The organism is uncultured Pluralibacter sp. (assembly GCF_913775985.1).
GTDB lineage: Bacteria > Pseudomonadota > Gammaproteobacteria > Enterobacterales > Enterobacteriaceae > Pluralibacter.
Genome location: NZ_CAJYMB010000147.1, coordinates 272,292 through 292,486, shown reverse-complemented (window position 1 = coordinate 292,486; position 20,195 = coordinate 272,292). Strand labels below are relative to the sequence as shown.

Below are 20,195 nucleotides of genomic sequence, written 5' to 3'. Positions count from 1 at the left end.
GTCACTATTAAGCCCGGTGCGCGTTTAACGTCACCGGGCTTTTTTTTATTTATTCACCAAGGAAAACAGTATGATTTCCCCCCTCTTTCAGGGGCTCAGCGCCTTCCCGCTGACGCCCCTTCGCGACAGTCGCATTGACGAACCGGCGCTGGCGAAGCTGCTGGCCAGGATAGTGGACGCAGAGGTCGATACCCTCAGCGTGCTCGGCTCAACGGGAAGCTATCCCTACCTGGCGCTCGACCAGCGGGCGCGAGTCGCCGAACTGGCGGTAGCGCAGGCGGGAAAAATTCCGGTGATGGTAGGCATCGGCGCTCTGCGGCTGGACGATATTCTGCGCGCGGCCGACGATGCCCAGCGCGCCGGGGTCAGCGCGGTGCTGCTGGCTCCGGTGAGCTACCAGCCGCTCACCGACGTCGAGGTTTATCGCCTGTACGCGCGGGTGAGTGAATCCCTGTCGGTGCCGCTGTGCGTCTATGAAAACGTCGGAGGAACCCGCTTTACCTTCAGCGACGATCTGCTGGCCGCCGTCGCCCGGCTGCCCGGCGTCGGCTCGGTGAAGCTGAACCGGCTTCCGGCCGCGGCGGCGGACAAAGCGGCGCTGGCAACCGCGCTGCGCGCCCGGCTGCCGCCGCACGTCTCTCTCGGCGTCAGCGGCGACAGGCAGGCACCTTCCGCGCTCTGCGCCGGCTTTGACGTCTGGTATTCGGTCCTCGCGGGACTTTTTCCACGCACCTGCGTGGATATTCTCCGCGCCGCGCGCCGGGGCGACGCCGACAGCAACGAGCGGCTGGCGCCGCTGTGGGATCTGTTTAACGCCCGCGGCAGCCTGCGGGTAGTGGCCGCGGCGGCAGAAATGCTCGGCCACGTCGCCGCCCCGGCGCTGCCCTTTCCGCTGCAGAGCATTAGCGGCGAAGAGCGCCGCGCGCTGGAGGAGTTTCTGGCCACCGGCGCGCTGGAATAGCCTGCCGGGAGGATGCGGGCGCCCATTCGCATCCTCAATCTTTGACTCCCATCACATTCACCGCACTGCCCTTTTCCCTTTTTCGCCGCCGGCGCTAAATTAAACTCATCCGACCACATAACAATTATTTTACATTCCGGAAGAGATGATTATGAGCTACCCGTCGCTGTTCGCCCCGCTGGATTTAGGTTTCACCACGCTGAAAAACCGCGTGCTGATGGGCTCGATGCACACCGGGCTGGAGGAGCATCCGGACGGTAGCGAGCGGCTGGCGGCGTTTTACGCCGAGCGCGCCCGCAACGGGGTGTCGCTGATCGTCACCGGCGGAATTGCGCCGACCCCCTCCGGCGTCACCATGAAGGGCGGCGCGGTACTCAACGATCCCGCACAGGTGGCCCACCACCGCCCGGTCACCGACGCGGTACACGAGGCCGGAGGCAAAATCGCGCTGCAGATCCTGCACACCGGGCGCTACAGCTACCAGCCGCATCCGGTGGCCCCCTCTGCGATTCAGGCACCGATTAACCGCTTTGCCCCCCACGCCCTGAGCCACGACGAGATCCTCCAGCTGATTGAAGATTTCGCACGCTGCGCCCGACTGGCGCAGGAAGCGGGCTACGACGGCGTGGAAGTGATGGGCTCCGAAGGCTATCTGATCAACGAATTTCTCGCCGCCCGCACCAACCAGCGCGACGACGACTGGGGCGGAGACTGGCCGCGGCGGATGCGCTTTGCGGTCGAGGTGGTGCGCGCCGTGCGCCGGCGGGTAGGCGAGCGCTTTATTATTATCTACCGCCTGTCGATGCTCGATTTAGTGGAGGGCGGCGGCGAGTTCGATCAGGTGGTTGAGCTGGCCCGGGCGGTGGAAGCCGCAGGCGCAACGCTGATCAATACCGGTATCGGCTGGCACGAGGCGCGCATTCCGACCATTGCCACGCCGGTACCGCGCGGAGCGTTTAGCTGGGTAACCCGCAAGCTGAAAGGCAAAGTCTCGCTGCCGCTGATCACCACCAACCGCATTAACGATCCGCAGGTGGCCGACGCGATCCTGGCCCGCGGCGATGCGGATATGGTGTCGATGGCGCGGCCGTTCCTCGCCGATCCCGAGCTGCTGACCAAAGCGCGGGAAGGCCGCGCGGATGAGATCAACACCTGCATCGGCTGCAACCAGGCCTGCCTGGATCAGATCTTCGCCGGTGAAGTCACCTCCTGCCTGGTCAATCCCCGCGCCTGTCACGAAACCACGATGCCGGTGCTGCCCGCGGTACAGAAAAAGAATCTGGCGGTGGTGGGTGCAGGGCCGGCGGGGCTGGCATTCGCTATTAACGCCGCCACGCGCGGGCACCGGGTAACGCTGTTTGACGCGGCCGGGGAAACCGGCGGCCAGTTTAATATCGCCAAGCAGATCCCCGGCAAAGAAGAGTTTTACGAAACCCTGCGCTACTTCCGGCGCAAAGTGGATCTGCTCGGCATCACCCTGCGACTTAACCAGCAGGTGGCCGCCGGGGATCTGCAGGATTTTGACGAAACGATCCTCGCCACCGGGATCCTGCCCCGCAGGCCGGCGATCGCGGGGATCGATCATCCGAAGGTGCTGACCTACCTCGACGTACTGCGGGACAAAAAGCCGGTGGGTTCGCGGGTGGCCATTATCGGCTGCGGCGGCATCGGCTTTGATACCGCGATGTACCTGAGCCAGAGCGGAGAGGCCACCAGCCAGGATATTGCCGCCTTTTGCGTCGAGTGGGGGATAGATACCGGCCTGGCCCAGAGCGGCGGCCTGCGTCCGGAAGGAGCGCATCAGCCCGCCAGCCCGCGTCAGATAGTGATGCTACAGCGCAAAGCCAGCAAGCCCGGCGAAGGGCTGGGCAAAACCACCGGCTGGATCCACCGTACCACCCTGCTCAAGCGCGGGGTGAAGATGATCCCGTCGGTGAGCTATCAGAAGATTGACGACGCGGGCCTGCACGTGCTGATCGACGGCGAGCCGCAGCTGCTGGCGGTGGACAACGTTATTCTCTGCGCCGGGCAGGAGTCGCGCCGCGAGCTGGCGGAGCCGCTGCGCGCGGCGGGCAAACCGGTGCACCTGATCGGCGGCTGCGATGTGGCTACTGAGCTGGACGCCCGCCGGGCTATCGGCCAGGGCACCCGGCTGGCGCTGGAGATTTAGCGCCCCAACGCCCCGCAGGCGCGAAAAGTGCGGCTGGCCGCGCGGGGCCAGGATCAGCAGCGCAAACGTTTTCTATTGTGCAAATAATCACTTGATCCCCGCGTCGGGCTGCGTATAATGCCCGTCGATTTGCCGGGAGGAAGTATGGTCAACTGTGTACGACACGCTGTCTTACCGCGTCTGAAAACAGACGCCGGCCTGCCGTTTTCCTTTCCGCTGCATTCCCAAATTCTTAAGCCCCTTTTTGAAGGGGCTTTTTTTTTGCCCGGCGTCAGGAGATAAACATGGCGAATCCGCTGTATCACAAACACATCATCTCAATAAACGATCTCAGCCGCGAAGACCTGGAACTGGTGCTGGCCACCGCCGCGAAGCTAAAGGCCACGCCGCAACCCGAACTGCTCAGGCACAAGGTGATTGCCAGCTGCTTCTTTGAGGCCTCGACCCGCACCCGCCTGTCGTTTGAAACCTCGATGCACCGCCTGGGCGCCAGCGTCGTGGGCTTTTCCGACAGCGCCAACACCTCGCTGGGTAAAAAAGGCGAAACCCTGGCGGATACCATCTCGGTGATCGGCACTTATGTGGACGCTATCGTGATGCGCCACCCGCAGGAGGGCGCCGCGCGGCTGGCGACGGAATTTTCCGGCGGCATTCCGGTGCTCAACGCCGGAGACGGCTCCAACCAGCACCCGACCCAGACGCTGCTGGATCTGTTTACCATCCGCGAAACCCAGGGCCGGCTGGAGAATCTTAACGTGGCGATGGTGGGCGACCTGAAGTACGGCCGCACCGTCCACTCCCTGACTCAGGCGCTGGCGAAGTTTAACGGCAACCGCTTCTACTTTATCGCCCCCGACGCGCTGGCGATGCCGCAGTACATTCTCGATATGCTGGATGAAAAAGGCATCGCCTGGAGCGTGCACAGCGCCTTCGAGGAGGTCATGGCCGAGGTGGATATTCTGTACATGACCCGGGTGCAGAAAGAGCGCCTCGATCCGTCCGAGTATGCCAACGTCAAAGCGCAGTTCGTGCTGCGCGCGGCAGACCTGGCCGGGGCGCGCGATAACATGAAAGTACTGCACCCGCTGCCGCGCATTGATGAAATCACCACCGATGTTGATAAGACGCCGCACGCCTGGTACTTCCAGCAGGCCGGCAACGGCATTTTTGCTCGCCAGGCGCTGCTGGCGCTGGTGCTGAACAGCGATTTGGATCTGTAAGGGGAAACGTATGACTCAGGATAACAAGCTGCAGGTTGAAGCCATCAAGCGCGGCACCGTGATCGACCACATTCCGGCCCAGGTGGGCTTTAAGCTGCTGACCCTGTTCAAGCTGACCGAAACCGACCAGCGGATCACCATCGGCCTGAACCTGCCCTCCGGCGAGATGGGACGCAAAGATCTGATCAAGATCGAAAACACCTTTTTGACCGACGAGCAGGTTAACCAGCTGTCGCTGTACGCGCCGCAGGCGACGGTCAACCGCATCGACAATTATGAAGTGGTGGGTAAATCCCGCCCGGCGCTGCCGGATCGCATCGACGGCGTGCTGGTGTGCCCGAACAGCAACTGCATCAGCCACGCCGAGCCGGTGGCCTCGAGCTTTAGCGTGAAGAAGCGCGAGCAGGATATCGTGCTGAAGTGCAAATACTGCGAGAAAGCGTTTTCCCATTTCGTGGTACTGGCCAACTAATTAGGTTGGTAACCCCTGCCCGGCTCCCTATAATGGCCGGGTACCTTATGCCCGTCATACTTCAGGCTGCCTGCGCGTAAACTGCGTCAAGTGACTGGAATTATTGCGGGTATCAAAGCCATCCACTGTCACCAAGGAGAAAATAATGAGCAAAAGTATTGCGACAGAAAAAGCACCGGCAGCCATTGGCCCTTACGTTCAGGGCGTCGACCTCGGCAGCATGATCATCACCTCCGGCCAGATCCCGGTCGATCCGAAAACCGGCACCGTGGCCGACGACATCGCCGCCCAGGCGCGCCAGTCGCTGGAAAACGTGCAGGCGATCGTTGAAGCCGCGGGCCTGAAAGTGGGCGATATCGTAAAAACCACCGTTTTCGTGAAAGATCTCAATGATTTCGCCACCGTTAACGCTACTTACGAAGCGTTTTTCACCGAGCACAAGGCCAGCTTCCCGGCGCGCTCCTGCGTCGAAGTGGCCCGCCTGCCGAAAGACGTGAAGATTGAAATTGAAGCGATTGCCGTGCGTCGCTGATTGAAGCCTGACATCACGCAATGAGCCTCTTGATTACCCTCGCGTAATCAAGAGGCTTTTTTAATCCTCTCTCTTACCGGCCTCCCTTAATTCGTAGCATTCCCTTCTGTTGAATAAAACGCCAAAAACAGCTACATTTCTTTTTGTACGGATATTCACCGTACATCTGATAACAATCCCAGCAGGATAATCCTGCTGAAGGAAAAGAAAATGTCTGCACTGAAAAAGCAACGCATCGACCTCAGGTTGACTGAAGATGATAAAAATATCATTGAAGAGGCTGCTGCTATGTCCAATCAGACGGTGACTCAATTCCTGGTTTCCAGCGCCTGTGAACACGCCGCGCAGGTTATCGAGCAGCACCGCCGTTTGGTCTTAAATGAAGAGTCCTGGAATCAGGTGATGGATGCTATCAGCAATCCACCCCCCCCCAATGAAAGAATCAAGCGCGCAGCGGAACGCCTTAAAAAAATGGAGTAATTCATGCCTGATTACGGGATAGAAACCTACTCTGATGATAAAGAGTACGATTTTTCAGGTTTTGACTGCGGAGAAGGATCTCTGAATGTCTTTCTGCAAGATCACCTTATTCGCCAGCATCGCAGCCGTATTTTACGCGCCTACATGCTTATTAACCGGGATACGAGACCGCGTATCATGGGATTCTACACCCTCTCAGGTAGCAGCTTTGAGAAAGCGGCGCTTCCCTCAAACAGCCAAAAACGCCATATTCCCTACGTTAACGTTCCGAGCGTTACGCTCGGAAGGCTGGCAGTAGATAAAACGCTGCAGGGACAGGCATGGGGGAGCACGCTTGTCGCGCATGCCATGACAGTGGTGTACCAGGCTTCGCAAGCCGTGGGGATCCACGGCCTTTTTGTTGATGCCCTAAACGAAAATGCGCAGCAGTTTTACCGCAAGCTGGGCTTTATCCCGCTGGTGCGAGAAAACGCGCGCTCGCTTTTTTACCCGACAAAGTCGATGGAAAAGCTATTTCGGCCATAACACTAGATCGGCACCGATCTGTTGTTACGGCTTCTTCCATCACTCAATCCGCGTCGCCCGCAGCAGCTTCTCCAGCGGATAGACCGCCGCTATTGCCATTTCATCCTGAATTTTCGCCGCCTCGTCGAGCTGGGTCTGAATGGACGCGTACTCTTTATCGTCCAGCGTGCCCTGGCGCGCCACGATATCGGTGAGTCTCAGCCCCAGCGCGGCGAGCTTGTCCACCTGCAGCACCACCGGCTTCACAGCCGCCAGCTGATAGCTGGCGTCGGTGAGGGCCAGCACGTCGGCGGTGTTGTTCTGCCAGCGGGTAAAGACGTGGCGCAGGCTGTCGGCGCTGGCGTTGTCTTCCGGGTCGCTGATCAGGTTATCCGCCCACAGATCGAGATTGCGCAGGGTGGCGCTCTCCGGCGGCAGCGCGTCGGCGAGCCGGTTCAGCGGCTCGAATTGCGTGTAGTTGCCCGCCTGAAACTTCAGATGCTGGCGGGTGTAGTAGTGCGCCGGCTCCAGCGCCTGGGCGAGGATCGCCAGCGGCAGGGTATCTGCGCCATTGGCGAGCCGGGTGAACTGCACCTGCTGCTCGGCGTGCTGGCGCAGGCCGACGGAGACCGTTGACCAGCCGTCAATAGCCTGCAGCCGCTGGTACATGTTGTCGGTATCGTTGACGTCCTGCGCCGACCACAGCCGCTCCGCTACCGCAAACGCCCGCGGCCAGAGGCGAATATCCAGCACCGGCGCCACCACGTTTTCCGCCCACAGCGCCGCCTCGCCGCCGAGCAGGTTCTTCTGCTGCTGCGCGTCGAGCGTAACCGGTGGAATGCCGTTGGGCACCGCGTCAAGGCTGCTGCCGGTGATGGGATAGCGCACGTTGCCCAGCAGGAAATAGCCGCTGAGGCGATCGTCGTGAATGCTCACCACCGGCCGGGTTTCCCCCATCCAGGTATCGACGGTAAAGGTTACCTGGTCCGGGGTCAGCCACTCGATATCCTGCACCGCCCGGCGGGATTTGCCGTTGAAGTCAATAAAGCCGCGCCACTCGTCCTTGCCCTTCACCAGGGTAAAGCTGCCCTCGACCGGGCTGCCCTTCAGGCGCGGCATGGAGAACGACCAGCTCTGGGCGCTGTCGGCATCGCTTATCTTGTCCACGCCGTCCAGCCCCTGGGGGATGATTTCGTTGCGGTAGTGGTAGCGGGTGTACTGAGGCTGGTCGAGGTAGAAACCGGTGGAGAGAATGCCCCGATAGCCGTTTTTCGCTACTTCGCCCAGCGCGTCCTGCCCCTGCCAGGACTGGATCAGGATGCTTTTCGGCAGGTCGGGATGGTAGATCTCATCCCAGCCCACCATCTGGCGATGATGTTTTTCGAGGATAGTTTCCAGCCGGCGGTTGAAGTACGCCTGCAGCGCATGGCTGTCCGCCAGCCGGTGCTCGCGCATAAAGCGCTGAATATCCGGGTTACTTTTCCACTGGCTGTCGTCCACCTCGTCGCCGCCGATGTGCAGATACGGATCCGGGAAGATCGCCACCAGCTCGCTCACCATCGCCTCGGCAAAGACGTAGGTCGCCTCTTTGGTGGGATCGAGCACCGGCTTGAGCACGCCCCAGCGGCGCTCCATTTTGTACGGTCCGGGGGCGCTCATCAGCTCCGGATAGGCCACCGCAATCGCCGACGCGTGGCCCGGCATGTCAATTTCCGGCACCACCCGAATGCCGCGATCGGCGGCGTAGCGCACGATCTCTTTCATCTGCGCCGGAGTGTAAAACTGCCCGTCGCTCGCCAGCTGCTGCAGCTTAGGATAGCGGACAGAGGCAAAACGCCAGCCCTGGTCGTCGGTCAGGTGCCAGTGCAGCACGTTGAGCTTGGCCGCCGCCATGCCGTCGAGCTGGCGCTTAATGTCTTCAACCGGCAGGAAGTGGCGGGCAGAATCGAGCAGCAGCCCGCGCCAGGGAAAGCGCGGGCTGTCATTGATGGTGAGATACGGAATGGCGGTGTTGCTCGGGCCGTTCTGGATAAGCTGCAGCAGGGTTTCGATGCCGTGCAGCGCGCCGAAGCGGGTATTGGCGGCGATGCGCGCCCCGCTTTCGTCTACCGTCAGCCGGTAGCTTTCGTCGCTGTCCGGGCGCGGCAGCGGCGACATTTTTTTAGCGATGGTGATGCTGATAACAGGGGCATCAGCCGGGCCGCTCTGGGGCACCATTTCCCAGCCGGTCTGGCGGGCGATGCGGCTGCGCAGCCTCGCCGCCGCATCGCCGAGATCGTCGCCGGTAATATTGATGGTCAGCTGATGGTTGAGGATCAGCATTCCCTGCGCCGCCGGGCGCTCGACCTGCTGAGGCCAGGGCATCAGGGGCAGATCGCCGGCGGGCGCGGCTGCCGCGATGCCGCTAAACAGAATTGAGGTCGCCAGCAGGCTGACGCGCGCGGTATTGAACATGCGGGTTCCTTAGTGAAAGACGGGCCAAAAAAAAGCAAACCACTGAGGTATCACGCGGGATCGCAAGGGTCAATAGCGAGGCCGGTTTAACCTCGCTTCTGTTGCACTTTCAGCTACTGCCAGCCGTAGCGGCGGCTGTAAAAGCCCTTCACCAGCTGGGTCAGCGTCATGTAGCCCGCAAGGATCGCCACCAGCCACGGGAAGTAGGCCAGGGGCAGCGCCTGCAGCGACAGGTACGACGCCAGCGGCGAGAAGGGCAGCGCGATCCCCGCCGTCATCACCACCAGGGTCATCACCATCAGCGGCCACGCGGCTCGGCTCTGGATGAACGGAATGCGGCGGGTGCGGATCATGTGCACAATCAGCGTCTGCGACAGCAGGCCCACCACGAACCAGCCGGACTGGAACAGAGTCTGGTGCTCCGGCGTATTGGCGTGGAATACGAACCACATCAGGCAGAAGGTCAGAATGTCGAAGATCGAACTGATCGGACCGAAAAAGAGCATGAATCTGCCGAGATCGGCCGGGTTCCAGCGCTGGGGTTTGCGGATCTGCTCCTCGTCAACGTTATCAAACGGGATCGCCACCTGGGAGACATCGTACATCAGGTTCTGGATCAGCAGATGCAGCGGCAGCATCGGCAAAAACGGCAGGAAGGCGCTGGCCACCAGCACGCTAAAGACGTTGCCGAAGTTGGAGCTGGCGGTCATCTTGATGTACTTGAGCATATTGGCAAAGGTGCGGCGCCCTTCGATCACCCCCGCTTCCAGCACCATCAGGCTCTTCTCCAGCAGAATGATGTCCGCCGCTTCCCGGGCAATGTCCACCGCGCCGTCCACCGAGATACCGATATCCGCCGCGCGCAGCGCCGGGGCGTCGTTGATGCCGTCGCCCATAAAGCCCACCACGTGCCCTTCCCGCTTCAGCAGGGTGACGATGCGCTCTTTATGCATCGGCGTCAGGCGGGCAAACAGGGTGGTGCGCTTCGCCAGCGCCGCCAGCGCGTCATCGCTCAGGGCGTCCACCTGGCTGCCTACCACCGCATCGCCCGCGTCCAGGCCGACGTCCCGGCACACTTTCGCCGCCACCAGCTCGCTGTCGCCGGTGAGAATTTTCACCGTGATGCCGCTGGCCTTCAGCGCCTTCAGCGCCGGCGCGGTAGTTTCTTTCGGCGGATCGAGGAAGGCGATGTAGCCCTCCAGAATCAGATCCGATTCATCAATGCGCTGGTAGTCTCCCTCGCGGGCGGGCAGCACTTTGGTGGCGACCGCCACCACCCGCAGCCCCTGGCGGTTGAGGGTATCGGTCACCCGGCCGATGCGGCGCAGCATCGCGTCGTCCAGCGGGATAATCTCACCTTTAAAACTCACCCGGGTACAGACGCTGAGGATCTCCTGCAGCGCGCCCTTGCAGATAAGCTGGTGCTGGCCCGCTTCTTCGGCGACCACCACCGACATCCGGCGGCGCTCGAAATCAAAGGGGATCTCGTCGATTTTCTGCCAGCGGGCGGAGAGCGTCCGCGCCGCGGCTTCGTCCACCCCTTCCAGCACGGCGGTATCCAGCAGGTTTTTCAATCCGGTCTGGTAGTGGCTGTTAAGCCAGGCGCAGTGCAGCACCCGCTCGCTGGTTCTGCCGGAGATATCGGTGTGGTTTTCCAGCACGATTTTATCCCGGGTCAGGGTGCCGGTTTTATCGGTGCACAGGATGTCCATCGCGCCGAAGTTCTGAATGGCGTCGAGATGTTTGACGATCACTTTCTGCTTCGACAGCTTCACCGCCCCGCGCGCCAGGGTCGAGGTGACGATCATCGGCAGCATCTCCGGGGTCAGCCCCACCGCCACCGACAGCGCAAATAGCGCCGCTTCCCACCAGTCGCCCTTGGTGTAGCCGTTGATCAGCAGCACAATCGGGGTCATCACCAGCATAAAGCGGATCAGCAGCATGCTGACGCGGCTGATGCCTTTCTGAAAGGCGTTCGGCTCGGTCTGCTGCTCGCTGACGCGACCCGCCAGCTGGCCGAACCAGGTCTCACCGGCGGTGGCGAAGACCACCGCCTGGGCGGTGCCGCTCACCACGCTGGTGCCCATAAAGCACAGGGTATCGCACTCGAGCGGGTTGCTCTGCTGCGGATCGCGGCTGCGGGCGATCTTCTCCACCGGCAGCGACTCTCCGGTGAGCGAGGCCTGGGCGACAAACAGATCCCGGGCCTGGAGAACGCGAAGATCCGCCGGGATCATGTCTCCCGCCGAGAGCTTAACGATGTCGCCGCGCACCAGCCGATCGAGCGGGATCTCCTGCCAGCGGCTTTCGCCCTTGTCGTTGACGGTGCGCAGCACGGTGGCGGTGTTGCTGACCATCGCTTTCAGGGCGTCCGCCGCGCGGGTGGATCGCGCCTCCTGAATGAAATTGAGCAGCGTGGCAATCGCCACCATCAGGGCGATCACGCCCGCGGCAAACAGATCTTCCGTGGCGTAGGAGATGATCCCCAGCACGGTAAGCAGCAGGTTGAACGGATTGCGGTAGCAGCGCCACAGGTGCGCCCACCAGGGCGCCGGCTTCTGGGCCGGAATGATGTTTTCGCCGTGCGCTGCGCGGCTGGCTTCCACCTGCTGCGGCGTCAGCCCTTCGGGATGGCTGTCGAGGGCGCGCCAGATCTCGTGTTCATCAACGGCGGCGATGTTCAGGCAGCGCTGGCTCAGGCTGTCCGGCATCGGCACGCTGGCCAGGGTTTTGCCGTCCGGCAGCGGATCGCGGCTGGTGAGGCGGTGCGGCAGGCGGCGGGCGAGCTGCGCGAGCAGCTGCCGGGTGATAGTTTTCAGCATAAAAAGTCCCTCTGCGCTCGCCGTTCGGCGATCGCGGGTTACGTTCAGGCGCGGCGGGGCCGCGTCTGAAAGACGTGATAAAACAGGGACATCGGGAAAGAACGACGTCGCTGCCTTACGGTTTATCCGGCAAGGCAGCGCGGGGCAGGCTTACCGGAAAATGATGTTGCTCCATCGGTGATGGGGGGTGGGATCGGGATCCATAGCGCCTCCGGTAAGTGAGAAAACATTGGCTATATCGGTACGGTTGTTCAGGCCGCGGGCGGCCGGGCAATAAGCATCAGCCTGCGGCTCAAACTATTCAGGGAACAGCCAGAGTACGGAAAAATCATAACGCTACGTTATTAAACAGCAGCTATACCGCCACAAAACTGAGACAACTTTTTGCCGAAGGGACGCAGGTTGAGTAGGATGACGTTCACTTTTTCTTTTCGCATTTACCCCGGGAACAGAGATGACCAACCGCCTGACCATCAAAGATATCGCCCGCCTGAGCGGCGTCGGCAAATCCACTGTCTCCCGGGTGCTGAATAACGAAAGCGGCGTCAGCCAGCGCACCCGCGAGCGGGTTGAAGCGGTGATGAACCAGCACGGCTTCTCCCCCTCCCGATCCGCCCGGGCGATGCGCGGCCAGAGCGATAAAGTGGTGGCGATTATCGTTACCCGACTCGACTCGCTGTCGGAAAACCTCGCCGTGCAGACCATGCTGCCCGCCTTTTACGCCGAGGGCTACGACCCGATCATGATGGAGAGCCAGTTCTCGGCGGAAAAAGTGGAGGAGCACCTCGGGATGCTGCGCCGGCGCAATATCGACGGCGTAGTGCTGTTCGGCTTTAGCAGTATCAGCGTTGATATGCTGCATCCCTGGCGCGAAACCCTGGTGATGCTGGCCCGGGACGCGGACGGATTCGCCTCGGTGTGCTACGACGATGACGGCGCCATCACGATGCTGATGCAGCGTCTGCTGGATAAAGGCCACCGCCATATCAGCTTTCTCGGCGCGCCGCACTGCGATGAAACCACCGGCCGCCGCCGCCACGAAGCCTATCTGCGCTTTTGCCGCCAGCACCGCCTGACGCCGCTCTCTGCGCTGCCCGGCCTGACCATGAAACAGGGCTATGAAGCCGCCGCCGGGGTGCTGGCGGCGGACACGACCGCCCTGCTGTGCGCCACCGATACCCTGGCGCTGGGAGCCAGCAAATACCTGCAGGAACAGCGCATCGACACGCTGCAGCTGGCGAGCGTCGGCTGCACGCCGCTGATGACCTTTCTCCACCCGGAAATCGTTACCGTCGATCCCGGCTACGGCGAGGCCGGACGACAGGCGGCGCAGCAGCTTATCGAGCAGATCAACGGCCGGGCAGAGCCGCGCCAAATCATCATTCCCGCCACCCTGCTGTAGCCCTTCCCGACAAATAATTGTGATCTTTCCCGGATTTCGGGAACGTTCCCGTTTTCGCTTTTCAGGAAAGCGGATAGATTGCCTGCAGGTTATTTCACGCATCTCCCCACAGTCATGAGGCTTCATGATGAGCAAAGTAAATCAACAGGATATTGACAGGCTGGTGGCGCTGGTGGGCGGTCGCGGCAACATCGCCACCGTCAGCCACTGCATTACCCGGCTGCGCTTCGTGCTTAACGATCCGGCGAAGGCCGATCCGAAAGGCATCGACGGCCTGCCGATGGTTAAAGGCTGCTTCACCAACGCCGGGCAGTTTCAGGTGGTGATCGGCACCGACGTCGGCGACTGGTATCAGGCGCTGCTGAAAACCACCGGCCAGGCCTCCGCCGACAAAGAGCAGGCGAAGCTCGCCGCGCGCCAGAACATGAAGTGGCACGAGCGGATGATCTCGCACTTCGCGGAGATCTTCTTCCCGCTGCTGCCGGCGCTGATCAGCGGCGGCCTGATCCTCGGCTTTCGCAACGTGATCGGCGACGTGCCGATGAGCAATGGCCAGACCCTGGCGCAGATGCATCCGGGGATGAAAACCCTGTACGACTTCCTGTGGCTGATTGGCGAGGCAATCTTCTTCTATCTGCCGGTGGGCATCTGCTGGTCGGCGGTGAAAAAGATGGGCGGCACGCCGATCCTCGGCATCGTGCTGGGAATTACTCTGGTGTCGCCGCAGCTGATGAACGCCTACGAGCTGGGAAGCAAAATCCCCGAGGTGTGGAACTTCGGTCTGTTCGCCATTGAGAAGGTGGGCTATCAGGCGCAGGTGATCCCGGCCCTGCTGGCGGGGCTGGCGCTGGGCATCATTGAGACGCGTCTCAAGCGCATCGTACCGGACTACCTCTATCTGGTGGTGGTGCCGGTGTGCTCCCTGATCCTCGCGGTGTTCCTCGCCCACGCGGTTATCGGCCCGTTTGGCCGGATGATTGGCGACGGCGTGGCTTTCGCGGTGCGCCACCTGATGACCGGCAGCTTCGCGCCGGTGGGCGCGGCGCTGTTTGGCTTCCTGTACGCGCCGCTGGTGATCACCGGCGTGCACCAGACCACGCTGGCGGTTGATATGCAGATGATCCAGAGCATGGGCGGCACCCCGGTGTGGCCGCTAATTGCGCTCTCCAACATCGCGCAGGCCTCGGCGGTAGTGGGGATCATTATCTGCAGCCGCAAGAAGAACGAGCGCGAGATTTCGGTCCCGGCGGCGATTTCAGCCTTCCTCGGCGTCACCGAACCGGCAATGTACGGCATCAACCTCAAGTACCGCTTTCCGATGCTGTGCGCGATGGTGGGTTCCGGCCTCGGCGGGCTGCTGTGCGGACTCAGCGGCGTGATGGCCAACGGCATCGGCGTCGGCGGCCTGCCGGGGATCCTCTCTATTCAGCCGACCTTCTGGCAGGTGTACGCCACCGCCATGGCTATCTGCGTGGTGGTGCCGGTGGTGCTCACCAGCGCGGTCTACCAGCGCAAATACCGCCAGGGCACGCTGCAAATCGTTTAAACCTTTTCGGGGCGCGCCCGCGCCCCGCCGCTTTTTTGACAGGAACGTCTTATGCACAACCTCCCCCACTGGTGGCAAAACGGCACTATCTACCAGATTTACCCGAAGAGCTTTCAGGACACCACCGGCAGCGGCACCGGCGATCTGCCCGGTATCATCCGGCGGCTGGACTATCTGCACACCCTGGGCGTGGACGCCATCTGGCTGACGCCGTTTTACGTCTCGCCGCAGGTGGACAACGGCTACGACGTAGCGAACTACACCGCCATCGATCCGGCCTACGGCACCCTCGATGATTTCGACCAGCTGGTGGCCGAAGCCAAAGCCCGCGGCATCCGCATTATTCTCGATATGGTGTTTAACCACACCTCGACCCAGCATCCGTGGTTTCGCGAGTCCCTCAGCCCGGACAGCCCGTACCGCCGCTTCTACTTCTGGCGCGACGGCAAATCCGGCGCGCTGCCGAACAACTGGCGCTCGAAGTTCGGCGGCAGCGCCTGGCAGTGGCACGCGGAGAGCGAGCAGTACTATCTGCACCTGTTTGCCCCGGAGCAGGCGGATCTCAACTGGGAAGAGCCGGCGGTGCGGGATGAGCTGAAAAAGGTGTGCGCGTTCTGGGCGGATCGCGGGGTGGACGGGCTGCGGCTCGACGTGGTGAACCTGATCGCTAAAGATCCCGATTTTCCCTCGGATCCCGACGGCGACGGGCGCCGGTTCTACACCGACGGCGCGCGGGCCCACGACTTTCTGCAGGAGATGAGCCGGGAGGTGTTCACCCCGCGCGGGCTGATGACCGTGGGGGAGATGTCCTCCACCACCCTTGAGCACTGCCGCCGGTACGCCGCGCTGGACGGCCGCGCGCTGTCGATGACCTTTAACTTTCACCATCTGAAGGTGGACTATCCCGGCGGCGAGAAGTGGACCCTGGCGCGGCCGGACTTCGTGGCGCTTAAGGCGCTGTTCTGCCGCTGGCAGCAGGGGATGCACAACGCGGCTTGGAACGCGCTGTTCTGGTGTAACCACGATCAGCCGCGCATCGTCTCACGCTTCGGCGACGAAGGAGAATACCGGGTGGCCTCCGCCAAAATGCTGGCGATGGTGCTGCACGGCATGCAGGGCACGCCCTACATCTATCAGGGCGAAGAGATCGGCATGACCAACCCGCACTTCACCGCCATCGCCGACTACCGGGACGTGGAGAGCCACAACATGTACGGCGAGCTGCGCGAGCAGGGGCGCGATGCCGACGAACTGCTGGCTATTCTCGCCAGCAAGTCCCGGGACAACGGCCGCACGCCGATGCAGTGGAACGCGCAGCCCCACGGCGGCTTCACCGACGGCACGCCGTGGATAAGCGCCTGCCGCAACTACCCAACGGTGAACGCCGAGGCGGCGCTGGCGGATCCCGATTCGGTATTTCACACCTACCGGGCGCTGATCGCCCTGCGCAAGGCCGAGCCGCTGCTGACCTGGGGCGACTATCAGGATCTGCTGCCCGGGCACCCGGCGCTGTGGTGCTACCGCCGCGCGTGGCGCGGGCAGACGCTGCTGGTGGTGGCGAACCTCAGCCGCGAACCGCAGGCGTGGACCCCGGAGGACGCAGCCGGCGGGTGGACGCGGGTTATCAGCAACTATGACGATGTCGGAGAGCAGCCTCGCGCCGCGACGCTGCGGCCTTTCGAGGCGACGTGGTGGATACGGAAATAGGTGGCTGGCCCGCAGGGGCAAACCCCTTCGGGCACCGCACTCGCGGCCACATCCCCGCGCCTCCGGCTGCCACACTGATTGTTCTGTAGCAAACATTCAGCCTGCACACAGCGATAAAGGGAAGCGCCATGATTACGTTATGCAAAGCCTGCGGCACGTCTTATAACATCACCGATGCGCCGCCGGCCCATTGCCCTATATGTGGCGATGAGCGCCAGTACGTGCCCGCCAGCGGGCAGGCGTGGGTTAATGTTGACGCCCTGCACGCGTCGCACACTAATACGTGGCGGCAGCACGACGACGCCCTGTTCAGCCTGTGCACCGTCCCCGAATTTGCCATCGGCCAGCGCGCGTTTCTTCTGCGCACGCCCGAGGGCAACATTCTATGGGACTGTATCGCCAACCTCGACGACGCCACCAAAACAATTATCGACGCCCTCGGCGGAATCAAGGCCATCGCAATATCTCACCCGCACTTCTACACTACCATGCAGGACTGGGCGGAGATCTTCGACGCACCGATTTACCTGCACGCCAGCGATCGCGAGTGGGTCATGCGCGACAGTCCGCGCATCGTCTTCTGGGAAGGCGATTCCCTGGAGCTAACCCGTGACGTCCACGTCCTGCGCCTCGGCGGCCATTTCCCCGGCGGCTGCGTGCTGCACTGGGCCCGCGACGGGGGAATCGTGCTGTCCGGCGATATCGTGCAGGTCACCGCCGGCGCCAAAGCCGTCTCCTTTATGTGGAGCTACCCCAACCTGCTGCCGCTGCCTGCCGCGACGGTCAGCGATATTGTCCGCCGCCTGGGCGCGGTGGAATTTAAGCAGCTGTACGGGGCGTTTGAAGGCGGGGATATTCTGGAGAATGCGGATGAGATTGTGAGGGAGTCGGGGGAGAGGTATGTGGTTTGTTTGGGGTAGAGAGAAAAAGCAGATATTATACTAGAGACTGGATATAAATAGGTTGGAATATTAATACCTCTCAATCTTTTTTATAATAAGTGGGTGACGTTAACTCCTTATATATTTATATCGATAGATTCCCTCTCCCCCTCCCCCTATGGAAGAGGGGATGTTGCATTAACTACTTAACAGTTCATCCAACTTTAATTTTATATCTTTTATTAATGAATTACCTTTAGCAAGCTTATCCCCGCCACCTAAAGAGAAATAACGTTCTGAAGTAAAATTAAAGGCAGCCTCAATTTTATCATCAGTAATTTGTTGAGGAGTTATATTCTCAAGAAAACGAAATCCAGGGAATTTATTTTTTGTAATAATTACAGCAACTACAAACGCTAAATAAAATCGGAGGTTGTTTTTATCACTAACTGATAGATCTGTCTTCGTTTTTATATACAATTCAGACTTTTTACCTATTAAAGCAGCGATGTAATAAGCGTTAATGTGGTTATTTGTATTGTATAATTTTTCATAAGAAAAATCATCTTCCAGTAATGTAGATGGCCGAGCTCTCGCGGTATCAGGCTTATGCATGGTGATTGCCATAAGACATTGAGCTAAAAAAGGCAACCCAATAATATCTGTAGATTTTTTACCTTCATTTTTGTAATAGTTTTTCCTTCGATCATAATAAAACCCTCTGGGTTTAAAATAATCTTCAATGTCTCTATGAATTGAATCAGTTGCTCGCAGTGACGTCTTTGGTATTGGTGTTTGGCTGTTTGTAGCTCTAATAATCTTGTCACGACTAACCTCATTATCTGGGACAATCACCCGTACCAATAGGCTTCTATTAGAAACCCTTAATTCTTGATTGCTTTTTCTTTTGTTTTGAAAAAACAAATATATTTCGTTAGAGGTTTGCAAACCATTAACAATTTCAGGATCATGTATGACAAGCTCTTTTCCGCCAGGAGCTGAAACATCAGTGGCAAGAATTGTGACACCATTATTAAGCCACCAAAAGTCCTCTTTTGAAGTATCATCTTCTAAGGTCATCTTTATTTCTTGATTTACTGATGTTTTCCCTTGATAGTCTCGAACATTTGACTCAAATATGTATTTAATAATCTGCCCAGAGCTATCAGTAATAAAATCAAAATAATCACTTAGTTTTACAAGCGATATGAAAACTTTTCCTTGAGAGGATAAAGGGTTTTCTTGTAATTTAAGATTAAATACTGTACTATCTCTTTTTCTATATATTTCAACTAAGTTTGTTGCAGTTATAAAAGTGAATTCTACAGTCGAATCAGTTAATATTGTCGAGATTGACGACTTCAATTCATTAGATTGTTGAATTACATTCTTATGAATATCCACTCCTTTTGATACATAGAAGTACTTTATTTTTAAATTAGGTTTTTTTGTTATCAAGCTTAAATAAATACTACGAAACAGCTCAAATTTCTCCAAAACTTTACTATTGTATCTGCCGATATAACTAGCTGAATCAAACTCTAAATCCAATAAATTAGAACTAACCTTTAATAATTTGGTAATAGGATCCTCACCGAAAGACCTTTCATTTTTGCTTTGAATGATCACTAATTCTATATCGGCATTTTTCTTATACTTATCAACTATATTTTCATCCCCAAAAATCAAATCACCATTAACAAATACATATAGGGAATCAATGCCACCGTCTAGAGTTCTTCCACATAATCCATCTTCAATCTGATCGTAACTTAATTCATACTCTCTTAAAACTTGCGAAGCAGAAAAAAACTCAAAAAAATCATCTTCCCTTGAATAGTTTAGATTAGACTCATGTTCTTGTTTTATTATTTGTTCAACCAAAACCTGATCATTTTTAGACATATGAAATTACTCTCCTGCACACATTATCTGACATGTTACATTATGAGTATTATTCATTCAATACTTTGGTTGTTCAAAACATTATTCGTGTTCATTAATAACTACGGCTGACACAAATTCATTTTTTGCTCTAAAGTCTCTCATCATGCCACAACACAGAAAAACAACTAACTTTATATTAAGATAGGCATTCATCTTATATTAGATTCACCATCCAACCATTTTGTAAACCAAAAAAAAGCCCCCGCACCCGCGGAGGCAATTCATGTCCGATAAAAATATCACCGCCTTCAGCTCAGCAGCCGGGAACCCTACAGTCCCCAGCCCCTGCCCCTCCGGCGGCGCAAAACTTAGTTAAACACCATACCACCGTCGATCAGCAGGGACTGGCCGGTCATGTAGTCGGAGTCCGGGCTGGCGAGGTAGGAGACGCAGGCTGCCACGTCTTCCGGCTCGGACAGGCGGCCGAGGGTGATTTTTTTAGCGAACTGCTCGGTGCCGTAGCCCAGCGGTTTGCCGGCGGCTTCGGAGACCTGGCGATCGATTTCGTCCCACATTGGGGTTTTAACGATCCCCGGGCAGTAGGCGTTCACGGTGATACCCAGCGGCGCCAGATCGCGGGCGGCGGTCTGGGTCAGGCCGCGCACGGCGAATTTGCTGGAGCTGTACACCGCCAGTTCCGGGTTGCCGGTGTGGCCCGCCTGGGAGCAGGCGTTGATGATTTTGCCGCCGTGACCGGCTTTCTTGAAGGCGTCCATTGCGGCCTGAATGCCCCAGATAACACCCTTCACGTTGATGTTGTAGACCTTATCGACGATTTCCGGGGTGATCGATTCGATCGGGGTGGACGGCGCAACGCCGGCGTTGTTGACGATGACGTTGAAATCGCCAAACGCGGCGCGGGTTTTTTCCACCGCGGCGAACACCTGGTCACGGTCGGAGACATCAACTTTAATCGCCAGCGCCTTGCCGCCGTTGCTGTTGATTTCCTGCGCCACCTGCTCGGCGGTATTGATGTTGTAATCGGCGATGGCGACTGCAAAACCGTCTTTTACCAGACGCAGCGCAATAGCTTTACCGATACCCTGACCGGAGCCCGTGACGAGTGCTACTTTTTGCATATCCGTATCCTTTCGTTG

17 protein-coding genes are annotated in these 20,195 nt (G+C 58.8%); 12 read left to right on the top strand and 5 right to left on the bottom strand.

The window, feature by feature from the left end; all coding sequences use genetic code 11:
- Window positions 1-70 precede the first annotated feature (70 nt).
- From QZ766_RS18810 to QZ766_RS18775, 8 genes are all read left to right on the top strand, one after another.
- Complete coding sequence (locus tag QZ766_RS18810; protein WP_297205858.1) at window positions 71-961, top strand: dihydrodipicolinate synthase family protein; 891 nt, start codon at window positions 71-73, stop codon at window positions 959-961.
- 151 nt (window positions 962-1,112) lie between these two features.
- Window positions 1,113-3,131 (top strand): NADPH-dependent 2,4-dienoyl-CoA reductase, encoded by a 2,019-nt coding sequence (locus tag QZ766_RS18805; RefSeq protein WP_297205855.1) that lies wholly within the window; start codon window positions 1,113-1,115, stop codon window positions 3,129-3,131.
- 144 nt (window positions 3,132-3,275) lie between these two features.
- Window positions 3,276-3,413 carry a pyr operon leader peptide gene (pyrL, locus tag QZ766_RS18800; RefSeq protein ID WP_297205853.1) on the top strand — a complete coding sequence of 46 codons (138 nt, stop codon included), beginning with the start codon at window positions 3,276-3,278 and terminating at the stop codon, window positions 3,411-3,413.
- A gap of 2 nt (window positions 3,414-3,415) precedes the next feature.
- Window positions 3,416-4,351 (top strand): aspartate carbamoyltransferase, encoded by a 936-nt coding sequence (gene pyrB / locus QZ766_RS18795; protein WP_297205850.1) that lies wholly within the window; start codon window positions 3,416-3,418, stop codon window positions 4,349-4,351.
- 10 nt (window positions 4,352-4,361) lie between these two features.
- Window positions 4,362-4,823 (top strand): aspartate carbamoyltransferase regulatory subunit, encoded by a 462-nt coding sequence (pyrI, locus tag QZ766_RS18790; protein WP_297205847.1) that lies wholly within the window; start codon window positions 4,362-4,364, stop codon window positions 4,821-4,823.
- 145 nt (window positions 4,824-4,968) lie between these two features.
- Window positions 4,969-5,355, top strand: coding sequence for a 2-iminobutanoate/2-iminopropanoate deaminase (gene ridA / locus QZ766_RS18785; RefSeq protein ID WP_297205843.1), 387 nt, complete (start codon window positions 4,969-4,971; stop codon window positions 5,353-5,355).
- A gap of 210 nt (window positions 5,356-5,565) precedes the next feature.
- Window positions 5,566-5,835, top strand: coding sequence for a DUF1778 domain-containing protein (locus QZ766_RS18780; RefSeq protein WP_297205840.1), 270 nt, complete (start codon window positions 5,566-5,568; stop codon window positions 5,833-5,835).
- A gap of 3 nt (window positions 5,836-5,838) precedes the next feature.
- Window positions 5,839-6,360, top strand: a complete 522-nt coding sequence (locus tag QZ766_RS18775) for a GNAT family N-acetyltransferase (RefSeq protein ID WP_297205837.1) — start codon at window positions 5,839-5,841, stop codon at window positions 6,358-6,360.
- A 39-nt stretch (window positions 6,361-6,399) separates the two neighbouring features.
- On the opposite strand, the gene QZ766_RS18770 is transcribed toward QZ766_RS18775, so the two are convergent.
- The 3 genes from QZ766_RS18770 to mgtL all read right to left on the bottom strand — a co-directional run bounded on the left by QZ766_RS18770 (window position 6,400) and on the right by mgtL (window position 11,819).
- On the bottom strand, window positions 6,400-8,793 hold the full coding sequence (locus QZ766_RS18770) for a family 20 glycosylhydrolase (RefSeq protein WP_297205834.1): 2,394 nt from the start codon (window positions 8,791-8,793) through the stop codon (window positions 6,400-6,402).
- Between the two features lie 113 nt (window positions 8,794-8,906).
- Window positions 8,907-11,615 carry a magnesium-translocating P-type ATPase gene (gene mgtA / locus QZ766_RS18765; protein ID WP_297205831.1) on the bottom strand — a complete coding sequence of 903 codons (2,709 nt, stop codon included), beginning with the start codon at window positions 11,613-11,615 and terminating at the stop codon, window positions 8,907-8,909.
- Window positions 11,616-11,765: 150 nt separating this feature from the next.
- Complete coding sequence (gene mgtL, locus QZ766_RS23120) at window positions 11,766-11,819, bottom strand: mgtA regulatory leader peptide MgtL (protein WP_366509457.1); 54 nt, start codon at window positions 11,817-11,819, stop codon at window positions 11,766-11,768.
- A gap of 250 nt (window positions 11,820-12,069) precedes the next feature.
- Here mgtL and treR point away from each other — a divergent pair, with 250 nt between their 5' ends.
- The 4 genes from treR to QZ766_RS18745 all read left to right on the top strand — a co-directional run bounded on the left by treR (window position 12,070) and on the right by QZ766_RS18745 (window position 17,190).
- Complete coding sequence (gene treR / locus QZ766_RS18760) at window positions 12,070-13,017, top strand: trehalose operon repressor TreR (protein WP_297205829.1); 948 nt, start codon at window positions 12,070-12,072, stop codon at window positions 13,015-13,017.
- A gap of 127 nt (window positions 13,018-13,144) precedes the next feature.
- Window positions 13,145-14,563, top strand: coding sequence for a PTS trehalose transporter subunit IIBC (gene treB, locus QZ766_RS18755; protein ID WP_297206474.1), 1,419 nt, complete (start codon window positions 13,145-13,147; stop codon window positions 14,561-14,563).
- Window positions 14,564-14,614: 51 nt separating this feature from the next.
- Window positions 14,615-16,270 (top strand): alpha,alpha-phosphotrehalase, encoded by a 1,656-nt coding sequence (gene treC, locus QZ766_RS18750; RefSeq protein ID WP_297205827.1) that lies wholly within the window; start codon window positions 14,615-14,617, stop codon window positions 16,268-16,270.
- A gap of 128 nt (window positions 16,271-16,398) precedes the next feature.
- Window positions 16,399-17,190 carry an MBL fold metallo-hydrolase gene (locus QZ766_RS18745; RefSeq protein WP_297205825.1) on the top strand — a complete coding sequence of 264 codons (792 nt, stop codon included), beginning with the start codon at window positions 16,399-16,401 and terminating at the stop codon, window positions 17,188-17,190.
- Between the two features lie 159 nt (window positions 17,191-17,349).
- On the opposite strand, the gene QZ766_RS18740 is transcribed toward QZ766_RS18745, so the two are convergent.
- Complete coding sequence (locus QZ766_RS18740) at window positions 17,350-19,056, bottom strand: AIPR family protein (RefSeq protein ID WP_297205823.1); 1,707 nt, start codon at window positions 19,054-19,056, stop codon at window positions 17,350-17,352.
- Window positions 19,057-19,406: 350 nt separating this feature from the next.
- On the bottom strand, window positions 19,407-20,177 hold the full coding sequence (locus QZ766_RS18735; protein ID WP_297205821.1) for a (S)-acetoin forming diacetyl reductase: 771 nt from the start codon (window positions 20,175-20,177) through the stop codon (window positions 19,407-19,409).
- Window positions 20,178-20,195 lie beyond the last annotated feature (18 nt).